General features: G+C 38.9%; 22 protein-coding genes and 2 riboswitches. Of the genes, 10 read left to right on the top strand and 12 right to left on the bottom strand.

Going from position 1 to position 22,259, the window contains the following annotated elements; all coding sequences use genetic code 11:
* Positions 1-59 precede the first annotated feature (59 nt).
* Together MHI04_RS11975 and MHI04_RS11970 are read left to right on the top strand one after the other, a co-directional pair.
* Positions 60-842, top strand: coding sequence for a TrmB family transcriptional regulator (locus tag MHI04_RS11975; protein WP_089932801.1), 783 nt, complete (start codon positions 60-62; stop codon positions 840-842).
* A gap of 21 nt (positions 843-863) precedes the next feature.
* The gene (locus tag MHI04_RS11970; RefSeq protein ID WP_330493291.1) at positions 864-1,250 is read left to right on the top strand and encodes a hypothetical protein; all 387 of its coding nucleotides are present in this window, start codon (positions 864-866) and stop codon (positions 1,248-1,250) included.
* A gap of 52 nt (positions 1,251-1,302) precedes the next feature.
* Here the strand turns inward: MHI04_RS11970 and MHI04_RS11965 are convergent, their stop codons facing one another.
* The gene (locus MHI04_RS11965; protein ID WP_170829836.1) at positions 1,303-1,728 is read right to left on the bottom strand and encodes a nucleotide excision repair endonuclease; all 426 of its coding nucleotides are present in this window, start codon (positions 1,726-1,728) and stop codon (positions 1,303-1,305) included.
* A gap of 149 nt (positions 1,729-1,877) precedes the next feature.
* Positions 1,878-1,988: riboswitch (SAM riboswitch) on the top strand.
* Between the two features lie 109 nt (positions 1,989-2,097).
* Between MHI04_RS11965 and metA the strand changes: the two genes are divergently transcribed.
* Complete coding sequence (gene metA, locus MHI04_RS11960; protein WP_036117598.1) at positions 2,098-3,033, top strand: homoserine O-succinyltransferase; 936 nt, start codon at positions 2,098-2,100, stop codon at positions 3,031-3,033.
* A gap of 40 nt (positions 3,034-3,073) precedes the next feature.
* Here metA and MHI04_RS11955 read toward each other — a convergent pair whose 3' ends face one another.
* The 6 genes from MHI04_RS11955 to plsY form a co-directional block, all read right to left on the bottom strand.
* On the bottom strand, positions 3,074-4,222 hold the full coding sequence (locus MHI04_RS11955; protein WP_089932808.1) for an endospore germination permease: 1,149 nt from the start codon (positions 4,220-4,222) through the stop codon (positions 3,074-3,076).
* A gap of 30 nt (positions 4,223-4,252) precedes the next feature.
* Positions 4,253-4,486 carry a hypothetical protein gene (locus MHI04_RS11950; protein WP_036117602.1) on the bottom strand — a complete coding sequence of 78 codons (234 nt, stop codon included), beginning with the start codon at positions 4,484-4,486 and terminating at the stop codon, positions 4,253-4,255.
* Positions 4,487-4,490: 4 nt separating this feature from the next.
* Complete coding sequence (locus MHI04_RS11945; RefSeq protein ID WP_340811160.1) at positions 4,491-5,690, bottom strand: Ger(x)C family spore germination protein; 1,200 nt, start codon at positions 5,688-5,690, stop codon at positions 4,491-4,493.
* Between the two features lie 25 nt (positions 5,691-5,715).
* Entirely contained in the window at positions 5,716-7,257 is a 1,542-nt protein-coding gene (locus MHI04_RS11940) for a spore germination protein (protein ID WP_342534860.1), read from the bottom strand.
* Between the two features lie 152 nt (positions 7,258-7,409).
* Entirely contained in the window at positions 7,410-7,700 is a 291-nt protein-coding gene (locus tag MHI04_RS11935) for a HesB/YadR/YfhF family protein (RefSeq protein WP_036117611.1), read from the bottom strand.
* Positions 7,701-7,719: 19 nt separating this feature from the next.
* Positions 7,720-8,322: a glycerol-3-phosphate 1-O-acyltransferase PlsY gene (plsY, locus tag MHI04_RS11930; protein ID WP_036117616.1), complete on the bottom strand. Its 603-nt coding sequence runs from the start codon at positions 8,320-8,322 to the stop codon at positions 7,720-7,722.
* Positions 8,323-8,881: 559 nt separating this feature from the next.
* Between plsY and parE the strand changes: the two genes are divergently transcribed.
* The 7 genes from parE to MHI04_RS11895 all read left to right on the top strand — a co-directional run bounded on the left by parE (position 8,882) and on the right by MHI04_RS11895 (position 17,200).
* A complete protein-coding gene (gene parE, locus MHI04_RS11925) occupies positions 8,882-10,858 on the top strand; it encodes a DNA topoisomerase IV subunit B (protein WP_036117619.1) in 1,977 nt (658 codons plus the stop codon).
* Positions 10,855-13,293, top strand: a complete 2,439-nt coding sequence (gene parC / locus MHI04_RS11920) for a DNA topoisomerase IV subunit A (protein WP_058843538.1) — start codon at positions 10,855-10,857, stop codon at positions 13,291-13,293. The genes parE and parC overlap by 4 nt, the downstream gene beginning before the upstream one ends.
* Positions 13,294-13,412: 119 nt before the next feature.
* Positions 13,413-13,523: riboswitch (TPP riboswitch) on the top strand.
* A 153-nt stretch (positions 13,524-13,676) separates the two neighbouring features.
* Positions 13,677-14,672: an ABC transporter substrate-binding protein gene (locus MHI04_RS11915; RefSeq protein ID WP_342534859.1), complete on the top strand. Its 996-nt coding sequence runs from the start codon at positions 13,677-13,679 to the stop codon at positions 14,670-14,672.
* A gap of 1 nt (position 14,673) precedes the next feature.
* On the top strand, positions 14,674-14,964 hold the full coding sequence (locus tag MHI04_RS11910) for a thiamine-binding protein (protein WP_036125941.1): 291 nt from the start codon (positions 14,674-14,676) through the stop codon (positions 14,962-14,964).
* Positions 14,964-15,737, top strand: coding sequence for an ABC transporter permease (locus MHI04_RS11905; protein WP_036125944.1), 774 nt, complete (start codon positions 14,964-14,966; stop codon positions 15,735-15,737). The genes MHI04_RS11910 and MHI04_RS11905 overlap by 1 nt, the downstream gene beginning before the upstream one ends.
* Positions 15,712-16,461, top strand: a complete 750-nt coding sequence (locus MHI04_RS11900; RefSeq protein WP_342534858.1) for an ABC transporter ATP-binding protein — start codon at positions 15,712-15,714, stop codon at positions 16,459-16,461. Before MHI04_RS11905 ends, MHI04_RS11900 begins: the two co-directional genes overlap by 26 nt.
* The gene (locus tag MHI04_RS11895) at positions 16,451-17,200 is read left to right on the top strand and encodes a TatD family hydrolase (RefSeq protein ID WP_036125954.1); all 750 of its coding nucleotides are present in this window, start codon (positions 16,451-16,453) and stop codon (positions 17,198-17,200) included. The genes MHI04_RS11900 and MHI04_RS11895 overlap by 11 nt, the downstream gene beginning before the upstream one ends.
* 23 nt (positions 17,201-17,223) lie before the next feature.
* Here MHI04_RS11895 and MHI04_RS11890 read toward each other — a convergent pair whose 3' ends face one another.
* The 5 genes from MHI04_RS11890 to MHI04_RS11870 all read right to left on the bottom strand — a co-directional run bounded on the left by MHI04_RS11890 (position 17,224) and on the right by MHI04_RS11870 (position 21,759).
* Positions 17,224-17,400 (bottom strand): hypothetical protein, encoded by a 177-nt coding sequence (locus MHI04_RS11890; protein WP_170829828.1) that lies wholly within the window; start codon positions 17,398-17,400, stop codon positions 17,224-17,226.
* 96 nt (positions 17,401-17,496) lie between these two features.
* Positions 17,497-19,041 (bottom strand): sodium/solute symporter, encoded by a 1,545-nt coding sequence (locus MHI04_RS11885; protein ID WP_058843561.1) that lies wholly within the window; start codon positions 19,039-19,041, stop codon positions 17,497-17,499.
* An 8-nt stretch (positions 19,042-19,049) separates the two neighbouring features.
* Complete coding sequence (locus MHI04_RS11880; RefSeq protein ID WP_036125957.1) at positions 19,050-19,388, bottom strand: DUF485 domain-containing protein; 339 nt, start codon at positions 19,386-19,388, stop codon at positions 19,050-19,052.
* A gap of 481 nt (positions 19,389-19,869) precedes the next feature.
* The gene (locus MHI04_RS11875) at positions 19,870-21,423 is read right to left on the bottom strand and encodes a cation acetate symporter (protein ID WP_101966697.1); all 1,554 of its coding nucleotides are present in this window, start codon (positions 21,421-21,423) and stop codon (positions 19,870-19,872) included.
* Complete coding sequence (locus MHI04_RS11870; RefSeq protein WP_342534857.1) at positions 21,424-21,759, bottom strand: DUF485 domain-containing protein; 336 nt, start codon at positions 21,757-21,759, stop codon at positions 21,424-21,426.
* Positions 21,760-22,259: the final 500 nt, after the last annotated feature.

Raw genomic sequence — 22,259 nt, 5'->3', positions numbered from 1 at the left:
TTTTTTCATTGGCAAATCTTCACAACAGTAGCCTATAATAAAGATAATGGAGGGATTACATGGAGGAATTAATCGCCCAGTTGAAAGACATGGGCTTTACAGAATATGAAGCAAAGGCCTATACGGCACTTGTGCAGCAAAGTCATGTTAGTGCCTATCAGGTCAGTAAAAATTCTGGTATACCACGCGCAAGAATTTATGATATTTTAAACGTCCTTGTAGAAAAGGGAATTGTGCTAAAAGAAGAAACGGCTGAACAAACGACCTATGCGGCTATGCCTGTGTCTGTGTTTTTACAGCAAATGCAGCAGCGCTGGCAATCGAATTTTACATCCATGAGTACGAAATTAGAAAAATTAGAGGAAAAAGTGCAGGAAGTGGAGCCAAAAGTAGTCATGCTAAAGGGCAAGGAGGCGATCATCAACTATTGCCAGTCACTTTTAAAAAAAGCCAAGAAAAAAGTGATTCTATCGATGTGGGAAGATATGTATGATACTTTAAGGGGAGATATTCAAGAAGTGGCACAGCATGTTCCTATTCATGGTATTACCCTATATGTAGGGGAACAGCTAGAGTCGATTGACCAGCATAGAGCTACACACTACACGAAAAAAACGTCTACACCACATTGGTTTATTTTATCGGTAGATGGTCAGGAAATGATTTATGGTCACTCTCCATCTACGCAAGAAATGGCCTTTATCACCAATGACCCTGTCCATATTTATTTGTTAGAGGATTATGTTTGGCATGACGTCCTTATCAATCGATTGGTAAAACGTGATGATCAGGAATTAGAAGACTGGATTGCTAAGGAGCGTAAAGCTTTTTTCTTAGAATAGTCATAAGGGAAGGGGAGTAACGTGAAAAAATTCGTGTTGCTAGGTTTAATGAGCTTATTAATGTTAGGAGCATGTAACGCTAAAACGCCTACCAAATCACTAATGATTCATGAGCTAACTGTCGTTCCAGACAATATTCAACAAAAAATTGAGGCTAATGATAAGATTCAATTATTGTATGAAGATGACTCTACGTATTATCTTGTTTATTATTCGAAAGGGAATGTGCTGGCAAGTATTGCGGCTGAAGAAAATAGTCAAGTCATCCAACTGAAAGAAGGTAGCGAGCAACGAAAAGTGGCTCAACCCTATGTATATAAAATCATCACCAAAGATCCTGAGCTATACACGATTGATTTGCGAATAAACGGCGAGAGTACGCCAATAGATCGCGTAACCTCTATATAAGACAAAAACCGAAATCCCATTAAATGAGATTTCGGTTTCTTTACAAGATATCTTAATAAAAGACTTTCTCTACATTGTATTTGGAGCGGAAAGTGTTAATCGCATATGTTTCGTAAATTTCACGTTCCATTGGATCTTCTACTTCATAGACCTCAATTTTGAACACTTCATCACGATGATTTTTCATCGGAGATACATTGTCCTCGAAATGCTTTTTAATACGTTGACGAATTTTACGTGCTTTGCCGACAAATAATAGCTCATTCTTGTCATTATAGAATAAAAAAATGCCGCCTTTATCACGTGTGATTTTATGGAAGTCAATAAAACCAAAGTATGGTGTGATAGGCACATCACCAGGTTTTACTTCTTGTTCACGTTGACGGATGACTACATCAGGTTTTGGAAATTCAATTTTAATCAAAGTATTCACGTTCCTCTCTGTTACTAAAGTTATATGGTAACATAAATACGGCATGTTTACCATAAATTTTAAATGTAGAAACACTACTTATAGCAAGCTTAGTGTACATCAAATAAACGAGGAACATGCATTTGAATCACAAAATATTCTATGAATTATTGATATTCTAACTAATTCATGCTACAATTCGATGTAATTAAATAATCTTATCAAGAGAAGCTGAGGGATTTGGCCCGATGACGCTTCAGCAACCTCTAACAATTGTTAGAAAGGTGCTAATTCCAGCGAAGGATTTTTCCTTTGAGAGATAAGAGTGGACGTGAAAAAATCCTTCTCATTCTATCTCGTATGGAATGAGGAGGATTTTTTAATTTGTCAGCAAGGTTTGCTAAAAGAGAGTGATCAAAGAGAGGGGAACGCAAGATGCCAATTAATATTCCGAAAAATTTACCAGCTGGAGAACATTTACGTGAGGAAAAAATCTTCGTCATGGAAGAGGACCGTGCGAAAACACAGCAAATTCGTCCGTTAAACATATTAATATTGAATTTAATGCCCGAAAAAGAAAAAACGGAGCTTCAATTACTACGTTTATTAGGGAATACACCGCTACAGGTAAATATAACCTTTTTAAATACGGCCACACATGAGTCGAAAAACGTCAGTAAATCACATTTACAGCTATTTTACACAACGTTCAACCAAATTCGTCACCGTCGCTATGATGGGATGATTATTACAGGAGCACCTGTAGAAAAAATGGCCTTTGAAGAAGTTAACTATTGGCGGGAAATTTCAGAAATTATGGACTGGTCCAAAAAGAATGTGACATCCGTTTTACATATCTGTTGGGGGGCACAGGCGGCACTGTATCATCATTATGGGATAGGAAAGGTAGAACTTTCAGCTAAATGCTCAGGTGTCTATTCCCATGTAATCACCGATTTAACAGTGGATTTAGTACGTGGCTTCAGTGATTTATTTACCGCTCCACATTCACGCTATACTTCTGTTTCGATCGACGAGGTTCGCAATCATCCAGACTTACGATTATTATCCTATTCAGAGGATGCAGGTGTGTTCATCGTCCAATCAAAAGATAATAAAAACATTATGATTACAGGGCATCTGGAGTATGATGCGACAACATTAGCCGATGAATATAGCCGTGATGTCGCAAAGGGCATAGATATCGCTGTTCCTGTGAATTACTTCCCGAATGATGATCCATCACAGGAGCCAATGAATACATGGCGTGCCCATACGCATTTATTATTCTCTAACTGGTTGAACTACTATGTTTACCAAGAAACACCATACGAATGGGATTTTGTAGATGAAATTGAATATCATATTTAATTAATAAAAAGTCTAATTTCTTTTCTCACCATAAAAGAAATTAGACTTTTTGATTGTCATTCGTTGTTTCTGTATTAGGCGTTTCGGTACTTTGAGCTTTGGTTTTGCGATTTCGTATAACTGCGACAATCAATAAAAGTATCGGTAATAAAATGGTGATTATAAAAGAAAAGATTGGCCAAATTTCATTATTGTAATTGGTTGAATGTACAATGTCTGGATGAATAATTTGAGAAAGCCCAATGACAATTAGACCCATCGGTAATATGAGAGGGCGATGATCCTTGATTTTTAAAATTTGCGCAAGACCGACAACAGTCGTATAGAAATACATAAATGTGCGAATATAAATAGATGAAATCCACATAAAGGCCATGATGATTTCAATGCGCTGCAAAAAATTCCCTATCGATATTCTTTGCGCTAAGGCATAGCTAGGAAATGTTCTAGATGACGTATTCTCAGGTCCTAAAACAAGAATCGATAGCACAATCAACGTAATTAAGACGATGCCACCGAGGATTGTCCCAAAATATAACCCTTTCTGTGCAGATGGCTGTACATTGACACCAGCAGGATACAGTATTAATAACACCAGTAGTGGAAAGGAAAAGATACTCATAAAGCGTGCAATACTATAAAGCATAGATGTTTTGGTTGCTTCTAATAAGGGTTGAATGTTCTCAAAATGAATTTGAGGCGTAATACAAACCATAAAAAAAATAAAAATAAAGACAAATGCTGGAAAAATAATTTCTGCTGAACGGGCAAAGGTCTCAATGCCTAAATAAGCAGCGTACATAATGATAATACTAAACATCAAGGCAAATGCTAATGTCGGAGTCTCCGGCATGACTTCGGTTTTCATAAAAATACCGATAAAATAGAGTAATTCTCCAGCAGATAGAAAGGTTAAGATTAGGAAACAACTGGCTGTGATTTTTCCAAAAAAACGACCAAGAATTTTTTCATTTGCCTCTACAAAATTAAGTGACGGTGTTTGGTTGGCTAGTGTTAAAAATAATTTAACGGCCAGCAGGCTAAGGACAACTCCAATGCAGGCGGCAATCCATGCATCTTGCTTAGCGGCACCCGTAATACTAGAAGGGATAATTAAAATTGCCGTTCCGATAGAATAGAGGAATGTAATGATTGTAAATTGTCTTGAACTAATAATCTCTTTTTCCATCGAGCAACCCTCCATTTTTTATCCTTCTATCTATTTTGTTAATGACACAATATAATCTTTAATTGGTGTAAAGATAAAGGTAATCAAATCCAATGGGCTTGGAATATGGATTTTTAGCGCATTTCCCATATTCAAAGCCGTTCCGATGAGAAGCAAAATAGAAAATACGACAATGGTTTTTGAATCATGCTGCTTTTTTAGCTTTGGTATAAAAATAAGTGCTAGGATCATTGAAATGATAAAGATGGCTACAGCTAGCACCATTTCGTTACTCCTCCTTTGGCTTGTTTAATAATGAATTTTGCATCGTACCTAAACCTTGTGTCGTTACTTTCACTTGCACATCTACCGCCAAATCTGGAAAGATGGAAGCCCACTCATCCTTAATTTTTTTCCACTGTTTTGGATCTGCACGATGTAAGGCATCACCGAAACCAAACACATCAACCTCATATTGCTGTTGTATTTTCTCCAATGTTTTTTGAATTCGTTCATCAATGCCCTTAGCTGTTTTTTTATTGACATAATCAATGGATTTATTTTTTGTAAGATCGATATCACATTCGACCTCTCCTATGTTCTGCTCAACATTAATACGGACATCAATTTTCGGCATTCCGTTATCAAAAGACCCTTTCACTTTTGTTGTGGATTGAGTGATTTCAGATGATAGAGTTCCTTTCTTTGGGCAGGCTATGATTTCGATCGTACTCTGTATTTTATCATTCAGGAAACTAACGCTTTTACTTTCTCCCTCAGTCAATAGTCCAATATATTTATCCCCTTTAAAGACCGCTAATCCTGCATACTGCAACAGCACAGGCGTTTTAACTCGTTGCACATTTGTTTGATCTACACCTAATTTCTTATCACCATGTACTTCAATAGCAGTAATTAATGCCCCTTTATGCTTAGTCGTTAATGTATTGACTAACTCATCTATATTGACAGCTATTGTGGCGCCCCAAGCTTTTTCAGAGACATCAAGGGAATTTAACATTTTATTAGCGGGTATCTTTTCAATGGGTGTTAGTACATTTAACACTTCCTTCGCTGTCGCTTCATGAGACATAATGACATCGAAATCCTTACGAAATTCATGGTCCCTTACAATTAAATCAAGTGAATCACTAATTCCTTCTTTTGCTAGATCTTCCCCTAAAACAACCACTTGAAGATGGGCAAAATACGGTTTTCGGGCAGCGTTGGTTGTCATTTTTCGAATTGCCTCAAAGATGGTCTCGCCTCTCGAATGATAGCTAACGACAGGAGAGCGTTGCGTGGAAGCCTGTCGCATCGAAATTTCACTTGGATCAACAATTTGAACGGTAATCTCATATTCTTCGTCTATTTTGTCAATACCCAGTGCTACGACAATGGCTAATTCATTTAATTCACGCTTACTCCAGCAGCCACTTAACAGTAAAGTGAGGATACATAGTAAGCAAATCACTTTTATTTTTGCCATATTCCATTCCTCATTTATCCAGTAGTTATTTCCTGCCCTTTACATTGACATATTTATGTCCTCTAACAATATTTTTTTGATTAACTAAACGAGGTCGTGTTAGTAACTTTCTACGAGGGAACAAAAGAAAGGCATCCTTTTGATCCTTTAAAACTAACGGTGCAAATGGACTTAAATAAGGTACACCAAATGAACGAATACTACATAAATGGAGAATAATGACCATAATACCGAACATAACACCAAATAAACCAAACATAGCTGCTAAAATCATTAATGGGAAACGTAACACACGAATCGTATTCGACAAACCGTAGGCAGGGAAAAGAAAACTACAAATTGCTGTTAAAGCTACAATAATGACCATTACAGCAGATACCACACCCGCATCAACTGCCGCCTGACCAATAACTAAAGTACCGACAATAGACACCGCTGGGCCGATTGTTCTAGGCATACGAAGCCCAGCCTCCCTTAATACCTCAAAGGCAATCTCCATAATGAGTGCCTCCACAACTGCGGGGAAGGGAACGCCTTCTCTTTGTGAAGCAATACTAATCAACATTGGTGTTGGCAGCATTTCCTGGTGAAAGGTAGTTATAGCCACATATAAGGATGGCGCGACTAATGCCAGACCGATGCCAAAAAAGCGAAGTATGCGTACAAGTGAGCTAATCATCCAATGCTGATAATAATCCTCCGCTGATTGCAAAAAGGATGTAAATAACGCTGGTACTACTAAGACAAAGGGAGTACCATCAACTAGAATCGCCACTTTGCCATCTAATAATTCACCAGCGATAACATCTGGACGTTCTGAATTGTAAACTGTTGGAAACATAGAGTTTTTAGAGTCTTGAATAAAATCCTCTATATAGCCACTTTCCAGTATGCCATCGATATTAATGCGGTCTAATCGGGCTAATACCTCTGCGACGATTTTGTCACTGGCAATGCCATTTATATACATAACCGCTACATCTGTTTGTGTCACATCACCGATAACTCGTGACTTTATCCAGAGATTCGGGCTTTTTATTTTGCGACGGATGAGCGCTGTATTGGTACGTATGGTTTCTGTAAAGGATTCCCGAGGACCTCGAATAACAGATTCAGTCGATGGCTCTGTAACGGCTCGATCCTTTGCACTTCTGGTACTTGTCACAATCCCTTCTGCAAACCCATCTAATAAAATAACCGTTTCCCCATTGAGAATGGCATTGTAGAGTGTTGTGAAATGCTCGATATTCGACACATCCCCAACTGTTAAATAGGAGTTTCGTACATATTGATTAATGGTCGTTATTTCAATGTCTTGTTCTTCCTCGATATTTGCCATAAGCTTATCAATAACAGAATCGGAGATTGTCGTTTTATCTGACAAGCCATCAATCGAAATGATAGCGATGTTATGAGGGGGAGATTCACCAATTGTGATTTCACGTATGATGATGTCATTACTGTGACCAAGCGCCTGTTCAATGATTTTTTTATTTTTAGCTAGGGATGTATACAACAAATCGTTTGTATGGGATGGGGAGGTATCGATATTGTTAGACATAGACATGTGTTTTCCTCCTCAAATATACGCTCATTATTTATAGAGTGGACAATTTTTTTGAGAGATAAACGAGGTGAGGGTGAAAATCTAACTATTGGCATGATGGAGCCAAATAAAAAAACAGTCTATCCTTTCATGGACTGAAAGGATAGACTGTTTTATGTACGATAGTCATATTGCAATTCATCATTACTAGCATCAACGTCAACATGTAAGTTGTGATCGTTAAAGAACCAGAGATCTTTCTCATCAATGTAATAGGTTACATCATCAACCACTGTCTGTACGCCTATAGCAATAGGTTCTTCACGAGTCATGCCAAGTGAAAAACCTTCATGAAAAGGACTAGAGCCACCATAGCGTGCATAAAAACGAATCGTATCACCTGGTTCTACTTCCATTTCGTGTTTGAACCACTGGAGTGCTTCATCTGTCAATGCAATGTTCATTTCGAATGCTCCTCTCTTCCTAAAGCCATTTTACCTTTGGCTCAGTGCCGTTTTTAATACGTGTAATATTGGCACGGTGACGATAAATAATAAAGGTAAATAAAAAGGCTACCAAGATGCCTAATGCAAAGTCACCCGTAACAAAATAATAAACGATTGCATAGATAAGTGCTACTAAAGCGGCTATCATCGATGTTAGGCTGACGATCTTTGTGATTTTTAATGTCACAATAAAGGTAATAAATAATAGGACAAAGAGTGGCCACGAATAGCCTAATAAAACACCTGCGGATGTTGCCACTGCTTTTCCACCACGGAAATTGGCGAAGATCGGAAACATATGACCGATTACGGCAACAAGACCAAGTAATAAGGGATGCAGTGTGCTGTCAGAGAAAACGGGAAGTGCTACTAATAAAACCGCAGCTGTTCCTTTGAGCACATCCATTACGGTTACAACAATACCTGCTTTTTTCCCTAATGTTCGGAATGTGTTGGTTGCACCAAGATTACCGCTCCCGTGTTCACGAATATCGGTATTATAAAAAATTTTACCTATCCATAATCCAGAAGGTATAGAGCCGATTAGATAAGCACATAAAATAATAAGTCCATTGATCATAGCTGGACTCCTTTCATTCATAGTCCATCACTTGGTACTAATAGTTTGTAACAAGTATTTTACACTTTTTCTTGCTAATCTACAATGTTATGAAGGAGATTTCATTAGGAGCCTTGAATTCAATACAAAAGAAAACCTATTAATAAGGGGTAGGCTTTCAGACATGAGATTCTAGAAAGTGAAAAAAAGCCTTTATAAAAATATAGGCAAAAAGGCAATTTTGTCAATCCTTCATTCCTTTGGTAGAATAGAAGTCTAACTTTATCCAGTTTAACCGTAATAAACATTGTAGCGTTTACACTGAACTAGATTCTATGTATGCTGAAACTAAATCGGCTACTATGCGTCAAACGTTTATGGATACTAGTAGCAGTCTGCCCTGCTTAAATACCAATTTTAAGCAACTGTTGCAGATGTTTACTATTGATAAAGATGATCAAAACTGTGAGCAAATTTTAAAAATTTAATGGACCTGTCGCTAGCTATTGACAGGAAATGCTATTATTATTAGGATGAGAACATAAATAGAACATGTGTTTGTTTTTTGGAGGGGAATTTTTTGACGAATAAACAGTCAACTAGCGTTTATAATGATGACGCTATACAAGTATTAGAAGGATTAGAAGCGGTACGCAAACGACCTGGCATGTATATCGGTTCAACGGATGGCCGTGGACTTCATCACCTTGTGTATGAAATCGTAGATAATGCGGTGGATGAAGCACTGGCCGGCTTTGGATCTCATATTATTGTCACAATTCATAAGGATCAAAGTATGAGTGTGCGCGACTTTGGCCGTGGGATGCCAACAGGTATGCATAAAATGGGTAAACCTACCCCTGAAATTATTTTTACGGTGTTACACGCAGGTGGTAAATTTGGACAAGGTGGTTATAAAACAAGTGGTGGCTTGCATGGTGTAGGTTCCTCTGTAGTTAATGCACTATCAACATTTTTAGAGGTGACGATTCATCGTGATGGTAAAAAGTATCGTCAGCGCTTTGAGCATGGTGGACATCCTGTCACAACACTTGAAGAAATTGGGCAAACGAAGCAAACAGGTACACTTGTTCATTTCCTACCAGACGAAACGATTTTTTCTGTCACAAAATTCAATTATGATACGTTAGCAGAACGTTTACGTGAATCAGCCTTTTTATTAAAGGGCTTAAAAATTGAATTAATCGATGAGCGCGAGGAAGGCAAACAAGATGTATTCTTTTATGAGAATGGCATTGAAGCTTTCGTTGCGTATTTGAATGAAGAAAAGGATGTTCTTCATCCTGTGAAATATGTAGAAGGCATACAAGATGATATTGAAGTAGAATTCGCTTTCCAATATAACGATGGTTATTCAGAAACGATTTTGTCGTTCGTTAATAATGTACGTACTCGTGATGGCGGCACACATGAAACGGGTGCAAAAGCGGCATTGACGCGTGTATTTAATGAATATGCAAGAAAAATCGGCTTGCTAAAGGACAAGGATAAAAACCTTGAAGGGACAGATATTCGTGAGGGTTTAGCAGCAATCGTGTCTGTTCGTATTCCAGAGCATTTATTACAATTTGAAGGACAAACCAAGGGCAAGCTTGGTACAAGTGAGGCTCGCTCTGCCGTAGATAGCGTAGTGTCTGAGCAAATTTTGTATGTGCTAGAGGAAAATGCAGAGTTATCGGCTTCTCTTGTACGTAAAGCAATCCGTGCGCAGCAAGTAAGAGAAGCGGCTCGTAAAGCGCGTGAGGACGCTCGGAATGGCAAGAAAAGCAAAAAAGGTAGTACGATTCTATCAGGCAAATTAACACCAGCTCAGTCTCGCAATGCGGCCAAGAATGAGTTGTATTTAGTTGAGGGTGATTCTGCGGGTGGTTCTGCCAAACAAGGTCGTGATCGTACATTCCAAGCGATTTTGCCTTTGCGCGGTAAGGTCATCAACACAGAAAAAGCCAAGCTACAGGACATTATGAAAAACGAAGAAATATCAACGATTATCCATGCGATTGGAGCAGGTGTTGGCACGGATTTTGCTGTGGAGGATTCAGCCTACGATAAAGTAGTGATTATGACCGATGCGGATACGGACGGGGCACATATTCAAGTCTTGCTCTTAACGTTCTTCTATCGTTATATGCGTCCACTCATTGAAGGAGGCAAAGTCTATATCGCTTTACCACCACTTTATAAGGTATCAAAAGGTACTGGTAAAAAAGAAGTGATTGAATATGCTTGGACAGAAAACGATTTACAAAAGGCCATCCAGAAAGTTGGAAAGGGTTACATATTGCAGCGCTATAAAGGTCTTGGTGAGATGAATGCTGACCAGCTATGGGATACGACAATGAACCCTGAGACACGGACATTAATTCGTGTCACAATCGAGGATGGTGCACGTGCAGAGAGACGTGTCACGACGTTAATGGGTGATAAAGTAGAACCGCGTCGTAAATGGATCGAAGCCAATGTTGACTTCGGTATGGAGGATGATTCAAATATTTTAGAAAATGAATTCATCCAACAAGAGGAGGACCAAGCATGAGTAGTACAGAAAAGTTTCAAGATTTACCGCTAGAAGAAGTGATGGGTGATCGTTTTGGTCGCTATAGTAAATATATTATTCAAGACCGCGCGTTGCCTGATGCACGTGACGGTCTTAAACCAGTACAGCGTCGTATTTTATATGCAATGTTTACAGAAGGCAATACACAGGATAAACCGTTTCGAAAATCCGCAAAAACTGTCGGGAACGTAATCGGTAATTACCATCCGCACGGTGATAGCTCTGTTTATGAAGCAATGGTACGTATGAGTCAGGACTGGAAGGCACGTCATATGCTTATTGAGATGCATGGTAACAATGGTTCGGTTGATGGTGATCCTCCAGCTGCGATGCGTTATACAGAGGCGAGACTGTCTGCTATTGCTGGTGAAATGCTACGAGATATTGGCAAGAAAACGGTCGAGTTTGTACCAAACTTTGATGATCAAGATATGGAGCCGACTGTTTTACCTGCACGTTTTCCAAACTTACTAGTCAATGGCTCTACAGGGATTTCGGCTGGCTATGCAACAGATATTCCCCCGCATGCGCTAGATGAAGTGCTAGATGCTGTGTTAATGCGCTTAGACAAGCCGAACGTGACAGTAGATGAATTAATGACTGTGATTAAAGGGCCGGATTTCCCGACAGGTGGGATTATCCAAGGGGTAGATGGCATCAAAAAGGCTTATGAAACAGGTCGAGGTAAAATCATTGTCCGTGCGCAAGCCGTAGTAGAACCGATCAAGGGTGGCAAAGAGCAAATTGTCATCACGGAATTACCATATGATGTGAATAAAGCGAATCTTGTGAAAAAAATTGATGAGCAACGTGTAGATAAACGTTTAGAGGGTATTGCGGAAATCCGAGATGAATCAGACCGTACAGGCTTACGTGTTGTAATTGAGCTGAAAAAAGATGTTCCGGGAAAAGGAATCTTACAATACCTATTTAAAACAACAGATTTACAGGTAGCTTATAATTTTAATATGATTGCTATTCATAATCGTCGTCCAACGATGATGACATTGCCATTATTGCTAGATGCCTATATTGCGCATCAAAAAGAAGTGGTGACGAACCGTTCGATTTATGATTTACAAAAGGCAAAGGATCGTTCTCATATTGTAGAAGGGTTAATTAAAGCACTCTCCATTTTAGATGAAGTGATTGCGACAATCCGTTCTTCTAACGATAAGAAGGATGCGAAGCTTAATTTACAAGCGAAGTTTGATTTTACAGAGGTACAAGCCGAGGCGATCGTTAGCTTACAATTATATCGTTTAACGAATACAGACATTACAGAGCTTCGTCAAGAACAAGACGAGTTAAATAAGTTGATTGCGAAGCTAGAAGGAATTTTACAAAGTGAAGCCAAGCTTGTACGTGTCATTAAACAAGAGTTACTAGAGATTAAGAAACGCTTCACAGAGCCACGTCGCTCGAAAATTGAGCAGGAAATAGAAGAAATTAAAATTACGCTAGATGTCCTTGTGCCAAGTGAAGAGGTTGTGGTGACGGTGACAAAGGATGGCTATATTAAACGTACATCCACACGTTCACATGCCGCTTCCAATGGTCAGGATTTTGCGATGAAGGATTCGGATTACTTATTGTATGAAGCAACCTTAAATACACAGCATCATCTGTTACTGTTCACAAATCGAGGCAATTATATTTACCAGCCTGTTCATGAGCTACCTGATATTCGCTGGAAGGATCTTGGACAGCATATTTCAAGTATTGTGCCAACAGGGGAAGATGAGTCTATTATTGCAGTGTATGGCTTTGAAACATTCGAACAGCCAAATACGTATATTTTAACAGCTACAAAAGATGGTCAAATTAAACGCTCCCCACTGGCAGATTATGCGGTGACGCGTTATTCGAAGCCAATAAAAACAATGAATGTTAAAGCGGGCGATGCGATGATCTTTGCATCGTTTGTGACAGATGATGTGGAACTGATGTTAACAACGGATACAGCCTATGCGATTCGTTTCCCACTGGAAGAATTACCAGTTACAGGGGTGAAAACAGGCGGTGTCAAAGGCATCACGCTAAAGGATGGAGAAGCCTTAGTCGGTGTCAATGTGCTACAGCCTGATGCTACACAATATGTGGTAATCGTCACACAGCGTGGAGCCGTGAAGAAAATGAATGTTGCAGAAGTTGAAGTGGCAAGTCGTGCAAAACGTGGTCTAAAAGTATTAACAGAATTAAAAGCAAATCCTCACCGTATTGTGGCAGTTATTCAAGCAACGAATGAGGAGCAAATAGTGATTGAAACGGAAAAAGGTGTACAAGAGCTCATTGATGTCCAAACATTGACGCGTGCTGATCGCCATTCCAACGGTTCGTTTAAAGTGGATATTGCAACAGATGGGGCTATTTCCCATGTTTTAACGGCTAAAAAAGAACAGAAACTAAGCTAATGATAAGCCCAGTCTCTTAGGAGTGCTGGGTTTTTTTACGAGAGCAGTCGTTAGTCAAAAATAGCATCTTGTCATTTTAGCGTAACTATGGGTATAATAATCAACGAAAAGTTCATAGCACAAGAATGTAGGGGGGCTAGTAGTTGCTAGCTGAGATTGTGTCCGATAGACGCTGACCCTTTGAACCTGATTTGGCTCGTACCAGCGTAGGGAACATCTATTCAAAAAAGCAAAGTTTTGAAGATTGATTGCAATACGTCTGGGAGGAATCCTAGGCGTTTTTTTATGTTTTCAAGCAATATCTTGCCAAACGCATACGCTTTCTTTCTGGTGACAACATTCAATCATGAACACTTTCACATTATCGACTAGGAGGACTTCGCATGAAAAAATGGTTATTTATTCTAGTGGCTGCACTTTTAACGTTAGTGGGCTGTAGTGACAAGGAGGACAAGCAGGCTACTGATCAGCTGAAAAAAGTATCAGTGGTCTTAGATTGGACACCAAATACAAATCATACAGGACTGTATGTCGCAAAAAAACTCGGTTATTTTGAGGAGCAGGGCTTAGATGTTGACATTATTATGCCTGGGGAGGCAGGAGCCGATCAGCTTGTTGCTTCTGGCAAGGCAGAGTTTGGTGTGAGCTATCAGGAAGGGATTACACAGGCTCGTGTGCAAGATGTGCCTCTTGTCTCCATTGCTGCTATTATTCAACATAATACATCTGGCTTTGCTTCTATTGCATCAAAAGGTATTACATCACCAAAGGATTTCGAAGGTAAAACCTATGGCGGTTGGGGGGCTCCACTAGAGCAAGCTGTCCTACAATCATTGATGCAAACAGAAAAGGCAGACATTCATAAACTAGATATCGTCAATGCAGGAGATTTAGATTTTTTCACGATGATGCAAAAGGATATTGATTTTGCTTGGATTTATTACGCGTGGACAGGTATTGAAGCTGAGCTACGGGGTGAAAAGATTAATATGCTGTACTTAACAGATTATAGTGATCAGCTGGACTATTATACACCTGTTCTAGCTACAAATGAAAAAATGATCCAGGACAATCCTGACCTAGTTCAAGCGTTTGTGGCGGCTGCATCGAAGGGCTATGAATACGCCATAGCACATCCAAGTGAGGCGGCTGATATTTTAATAGAAGCGGCTCCCGATTTAGATCAAGCGTTAGTGCATAAAAGTCAGGAATGGCTAGCTGATAAATATCAGGATGATGCCAAGCAATGGGGAGAGCAAAAGCTTTCTGTATGGGAAAACTATGCAAAATGGATGTCTAGCAACAACGTGTTAGAGGGCGAATTTAATGCGAAACAAGCCTTTACAAACGATTTCTTACCTAAAAAGGAGACCAAATAAGATGGCGAATTCATTAATCAGTGTTCAAATCATTCCAAAAACAGAGAAATTTGAGGATGTTATACCGTATGTCGATGCGGCGATTGCTGTGATAGATGCTGCTGGTGTGAAATATGAGGTACATCCGTTGGAAACGACGATGGAAGGTGAGCTGTCAATGTTGCTGCAAATCATTGAAAAAATGAATGACAAGATGATTGAGCTTGGTGCTATCAATGTCATTACACAAGTGAAAATATTATATCAGCCAACTGGTATAACAATGGATACATTAACGGAGAAATACCAGTAATGAAACAAGCTTTGCAAAAGGGAAGGACGATTATTTTTATCGCCTTCCTCTTATTCGTGTGGGAGCTCATTGTGCATGTGGCTGAAGTTCCTCATTGGTTATTACCTGCACCAAGTCGTATTTTGTTGGAAGCTTTTAAAGCCTATCAAACCTTTTTACCACATGCTTGGGCTACGATGCAATTAGCCTTATTAGGACTTGCCATTGGTATTGCCTGTGGATTAATGGTGGCGATTGTCTTGCATCGATTTACATTTATTCGGGAGTTGTTTTATCCGATTTTAATTATGTCGCAAAATATCCCTATTCTTGTCTTAGCGCCATTGCTCATTATTTGGTTTGGCTTTGGTTTATTACCAAAGCTCATCATTATTTGCCTCGTGTGCTTTTTCCCCATTGTTATTGCGGCAATGGACGGATTTCGGCAAACAGCACCTGAGTTAAAGCATTATTTTGCCATGGTTGGTGCTACAAAGGCGCAAACTTTTTGGAAGCTTGAATGGCCTCATGCATACCCAACGATTTTTTCAGGTGTAAAAATTGCTGCGACGTATAGTGTGATGGGCGCTGTTATTGCGGAGTGGCTTGGTGCAAAAAAAGGAATAGGCGTTTATATGACCCTAGCACAGTCCTCGTTCCGCACTGATCGTGTATTCGTAGCCATTTTTGCGATTGTTTTATTAAGCTTACTGTTGTTTAGCAGTATTCGCTTACTTGAAAAATTCATGGTGAAGGGGAGAGGCTATCATGCTCAGCATTCAAAACATCGCTAAATCCTTTGATACCCTGCAAGTTCTTGAAGATGTATCCTTTGACGTTAAAGCTGGAGAGTTTGTGGCCATTGTTGGTCCCTCTGGCAGTGGTAAGAGTACCCTTTTTCAATTAATTGGTGGCGTTTCTACGATTGATCAAGGGTCCATTTTATTAAATGAAGAGGACATTCAGCGAAAAAGAGGAACGATTGGTTATATGCCTCAGCAGCCTTGTCTACTACCTTGGCGCACGATTTTAGAGAATGTCACACTCGTAGAGGAATTACAGCATCAACCAAATACTGAACGTGCTATAGAGTGGCTTGAAAAGGTGGGGCTTGGTTCATTTATCCATGCTTATCCAAACGAATTGTCAGGCGGCATGCAACAGCGTGTATCTTTTATACGTGCGATGGTCAGTGATAAGCCTATTTTATGCTTAGATGAACCATTTTCTGCGCTGGATGAATTCACCAGACTGGAAATGCAAGCGTGGCTATTATCCATCTGGGAAGCCTATCGTAAATCAATACTATTTGTCACGCATAGTATTGAGGAAGCACTCTTTTTAGCGGATCGGATCCTTGTTTTAAGCAAACGTCCTGCGACGGTTAAAAAGGAAATCATCGTGCCGTTTGAGAGACCTCGGAAAGAGGAAATTCGACATTCTGCAGCATTCACAGCGTTAAAGCAACAATTATTTATGTATTTACAGGAGGAAAAGGGTGATATGTATGTTGATTGATGCGCATATTCATTTGGATCAGTACACCGATGAGGAAATTCCTTCCTTATTAGAAGAAGTGAAAGCTGTAATCGCGGTTAGTATGCAACTTTCCTCTTGTGAAAGAACGTTGCGTTTATCGAATAGCTATCAGCAAGTAAAGGCTGCTTTTGGCTTTCATCCGGAACAGCCTTTACTAAGTCCAAATGATGAGACAGCTTTATTTGATTGGATTCGTTCGCATCAGGATGATATGGTTGCTATTGGTGAGGTGGGTCTACCTTATTATTTAAAACAAGAGCAAACGATAGATGACCGACTTTATGTGGCTCTATTAGAGCGTTTTATAGTCTTGGCAAAGGAATTGGATAAGCCAATAGTGTTACACGCTGTCTATGAGGATGCTAGCATCGTTTGTGATTTACTTGACAAACATCAGCTTCGCCAAGCACATTTTCATTGGTTTAAAGGGGATGAGGCTGTGGTGAAACGCATGATTCAGCATGGCTATTTTATTTCGATCACCCCTGATTGTTTGTATGAACAAGAAATTCAACAGTTGATACAAGCTTATCCCATTGAACTAATGATGGTGGAAACGGATGGTCCTTGGCCTTTTGAAGGACCGTTTACAAATAAGCGTACATCTCCGTGGATGATGCATTCGACCATTGAGGTCATAGCGTCCATCAAGGGGTTGTCGACACAGGAAGTGGCTCAAATTATCACGCAAAACACCAATGCCTTTTATCGGCTTTAAAAGAAAAAGCAGTATAGGGAACGTTAGTCGTCCTTATACTGCTTTTTATGTTTTGTGAAATCATGATCGAGTTTCTCATTCTTTGTTTTTGTTATGCGCTCGTGTGTACTGAAGGATATAGATTGACGGTTTTTTTCAACATCCTTGCCGACAGTTCGTTTAACATGCATCCGTTTCTTTTTAGCCCTTGATTGTGACATGAGCATAACCTCCAATCTTTTTCTCATTCTATAGTAGCGAATAGGGAAGAAAAAGTAAAACCTCGTAAGCGAGATGCTTACGAGGGTGTTGAGTGATTAGTGAGATACGTCCTGTACAGAAATACCTGTGTTTGCTTTAACGTCAACTTCACGATACTTCGCGTCATCCGTTTCTTTAGAAAGTAATGTACCGATGAAACCACCAAGGAAACCAAGTGGTACAGAGATTAAGGCTGGGTTCGTTAACATGATTAATGGTTCACCAACGAAAATCGCCTTACCTTCAACTGGATTCCATACGTTTGGTGAAATAGCAACTAACACTAATGCAGAAATTAAACCTGTTAACATCGCCGTTACAGCACCAGCTGTATTAAAGCGTTTCCAATAAATTGTATAGATAATAACTGGAAGGTTAGCAGATCCCGCAATACAGAATGCTAGAGATACTAAGAATGCAACGTTTAATGTTTGTGCGCCAAGTGCTAATAGGATAGAAATAACAGCGATTGTAATGGAACCAATGCGAGCTGCAAGAACTTGCTCTTTTTCTGTAATTTTACCCTTTTTAATAATTTGTCCATAAATATCATGAGATAGGGCAGATGCACCTGAAAGTACAAGACCTGCTACTACCGCTAGGATTGTTGCGAAGGCTACCGCACAAACGAATGAGAATAGGATGTCTCCACCAAGTGCTTCTGCAAGCAGTGGGGCAGCCATGTTACCAGCAGCGTTTGCAGCGATAATATCTTCCTTTCCAACGAATGCTGCTGCACCGAAACCTAAGAAAATTGTTAGAACGTAGAAAATACCTACGATCCAAGTAGCCCAAATAACCGATGAACGAGCTGTTTTTGCGTCTTTTACTGTAAAGAAACGCATTAAAATATGTGGAAGACCCGCAGTACCCAATACTAAGGCAATTAACATAGAGATTGTATCAAGTCCATTTGTGTATTTTAGACCTGGATTTAAATAAGCAGCACCACTATCAGTAGCTGTTGTCATTTCTGTAAACATTGTCGAGATACTGAAGCCGAACTCTTTTAATACTAAGAACGAAATAATCACTGTACCAAGCATTAACAGACAAGCTTTGATGATTTGCACCCAAGATGTCGCTGTCATACCACCGAATAATACGTATGTTGTCATCATGAAACCTACGATTAACACGGCAATCCAGTAGTCGATTCCTAAAAGTAATTGAATAAGTGCTCCTGCACCAACTAGTTGTGCAATCATGTAGAATAAAACAATTGTAATCGTGCTTAAAGCAGCTGTTCCACGAACTTTTGCATTATTGAAGCGCGCTGTAATCATGTCAGCTAATGTAAATTTCCCAAGGTTACGTAATGGCTCAGCAACGATGTATAACACCACTAAGTAAGCTACTAAATAACCAATAGAGAAGAAGAATCCGTCAAATCCAAATAACGCCACTGCACCAGCGATACCTAGGAAAGAGGCTGCTGATAAATAGTCTCCAGCGATAGCTAGTCCATTTTGCCAGCCTGTTAAGCCACCACCTGCAGTGTAGAAATCACTTGCGGAAGATGTACGTTTAGATGCCCACCATGTAATAACTAATGTTAAACCAACTATGGCTACGAAGAAGAATATGGCTGTAAAACTCATTCCGTTACTCATCGGCGGCCACCTCCGTTTTCGTATTCAGCGATAATCGCTTTTGCTTCTCTATCAAAGTTGTTTGCCTTAGCTACATATAAATGACATAACCCCCATGTCATGATGAATAGCCCTGCTGCATAGATCCACACCCAAGTAATTTCCCCAAATGCCTTTTGATGTAGAATTGTCGTGTACGATGTCAGAATTGGTAACAACATGTATGCCAATAAAAATATGACAGTTATAGACCAAAGAAAAGAATTTTTTCTGCGTACAAGAGATTTAAATGATTCTTGGTTTGCAATTGCATCATAGTCAATCACGATACCTTTTTTTGCCTGATTGTTCGCCATTAACATTCCCCATTTTGTGTATATTTTTTCTACCTCAAGACTTGATTTTGCTAGTTTAGTGAATTCACATTTTCATTTTATGAAACAGTTCACAAAATTGCAATACATTTCAGAAAAATTATGCAAAAAAAATTTTTCAGAAAATAGTCCTGAGAGAGAAAAAATGGCACAAACTCAAGAATATAGGGGGTTTTAGAAAATTCAGATAAATAAATAAAGCAAAGGGAAATCTAGATTCTTGACAAAAATAGAAGGGTAAATTTACAAGAAAATCTTGTTTTTTCAATTAAAATTAAACACCATTTACCTAGTGGGAATTGGATTTTTTCTGTTTTTTGGAAGAGAAATAGTATTGTTCAATAAATAAATTAGTAGATATTGAATAACAAAAAAGGCGAAAAACTCGATGAAAAATCGAATTTTTTGCCTATTTTTTTGCATTTTTTGAATTGGAATTCATTATGCAAGAGGTGAATAAATATTAATGAGAAATATCAGAAACAGATACGCCTGTATTCGCTTTCACACGAATTTCTTGATAAATACGTTCAGCTTCTTCCTGTGGTACTTTGCTAGCTGTCAAAACTGTACCAAGGTACCCAGCAATAAAGCCTAATGGAATCGTAATAATCGCAGGAACAGCAAGTGGTACAAGCGGTTGACCAACAAAGATGGCTGCACCTTCAACGGGGCTCCAGACATTCGGTCCCATTGCGCCTAAAATTAAACAGGACACTAAACCCGTTACCATAGCTGTTACAGCTCCTGTGGAATTAAATTTCTTCCAATAGATTGTATAAAGGATCACAGGTAGGTTGGCTGAGGCACCGATACAAAAGGCAAAGGATACTAGGAACGAAACATTTAAGCTTTGGGCAAACAATGCAAGAATAATAGACACAATCGCAATCGAAATAGAGCCTGTACGTGCAGCTACAACCTGTTGCTTTTCAGTTAATTTCCCTCCTTTTATGATTTCTCCATAAATATCATGAGAAATAGCAGAAGCCCCCGTTAACACTAAGCCTGACACAACAGCTAAAATCGTCGCAAAGGCTACGGCGCCAATAAATGCCATCAAGACATCTCCGCCTAAATAATGCGCTAGAAGTGGGGCAGCCGTATTACCAGCCTTACTTTCAGCAAGAATTTGATCTAATCCAACAAAGTTTAGCGCACCGAACCCTAAGAAGATCGTTAGTGAGAAGAAAATAGCTGTAATCCAAGTTGTCCAAGAAATAGAAGAACGTGCTGTCTTGGCATCTTTTACGGTAAAGAAACGCATTAAAATATGTGGTAAACCTGATGTTCCTAAAACTAACGCCATCATCATCGAAACGGAGTCGATTGTGCTTGTGTATTTAATCCCAGGCACAAGGAATTCTTCCCCATGATCCATTGCAATTGTGTCAAACATTTTCATAAGAGAGAAATCAAATTTCATTAACACTAATACCGCTAATAGACCTGTCCCAAATAATAACAAGCTTGCTTTAATAATTTGTACCCACGAAGTTGCTGTCATGCCGCCAAACAATACATATGTTGTCATCATAACGCCGACAATTAACACAGCAATCCAATATTCAATTCCAAATAGTAGTTTAATTAATGCACCAGCACCTACAAGCTGTGCAATCATGTAAAGAATCACAATAATAATCGTACCTGATGCAGCCACGCCACGAATTCGTTTTTCATTAAAACGAGCCGTTAACATATCTGCTAATGTGTAACGCCCCAAATTACGCATAGGCTCAGCAATGACATAAAGAAGCACTAAATTTGCTACAACATAGCCAACAGAGAAGAAGAAACCATCAAAACCAGTTAAGGCAATCGCACCAGACACCCCAAGAAAGGCAGCTGCTGATAAATAGTCACCAGCAATCGCAAAGCCGTTTTGCCACCCCTTTAATCCACCACCGGCTGTGTAAAAATCAGCAGCTGAGGAAGTGCGTTTTGCTGCAATATAGGTAACGACAAGTGTTAATCCAACAATGGCTAAAAAGAAACCTACAGATACAATATTCATTTAGTTACCACCTTTCGCATGATACTCGGCTAGCACAGCAGCCGCAGCTTTATCGAATGAAGCAGCTTTTTTTACATATACTGTACAGAGCACAATGGTCATGATAAATAACCCTGCAGAATATACCCATACACCCGTAATATTTCCGAATAATTTTTGTTGTAGTACAGGTTGGGAGGCAAGGATCGGAAGCAAAATATAAAGAATTAGAAACACTGCTGTAATCGAGAAAAGAAAGGTATTTTTCTTTTTCACAAAGGTATTAAACGATTCCATTGCCTCAATTGCATGATAATCAATTGATTGAGCCTGTTTTTCACTAGAAACATTCGCCATTATTATTCCCCCTAAAGTTATATATTTCTGTTTTAAACGACATATTTCTTTTTCTTTCGTCGTTATATTCACTTATTTTATGGGGGATATTCTTATAATGCAATACTAAATTTTGAGTTTTTATAATTTTTAGTCAGTTTAGTTACGTAGAAATAACATAGAAATATTAAGTGTTTAATAGAATAAAATGGTATTAAAGAGAACGAGAATTTCGAGTGAAATAATATTATTGAAATAGTTTGTTGCTGATAAAGTTGAATGTAGGAGAAAATATACTCACAAAAGAGAATTTTCTGTATTTTATTATTCTTCTATTAAAACCCAGAGAAGTGTAAAAGGTAGAACTAGTTTGTTATATAACAACTGTTCTTTCTCTTGGGAAATAACGAAAATAATAAAAAAAAGCTTTCAAAAAAATTTTGAAAAGGATGTGTCATTTGGAAGATGTAGTGTAATGAAATACCAGAATTAGTTAATGTTCACATGTTATACAAATAGCA

The organism is Lysinibacillus sp. FSL K6-1151 (assembly GCF_038630755.1).
In the GTDB taxonomy this organism is placed as follows: domain Bacteria; phylum Bacillota; class Bacilli; order Bacillales_A; family Planococcaceae; genus Lysinibacillus; species Lysinibacillus fusiformis_D.
Note: the sequence above shows the minus strand (reverse complement) of the source record. Positions and strands in the feature narration are given on the sequence as shown.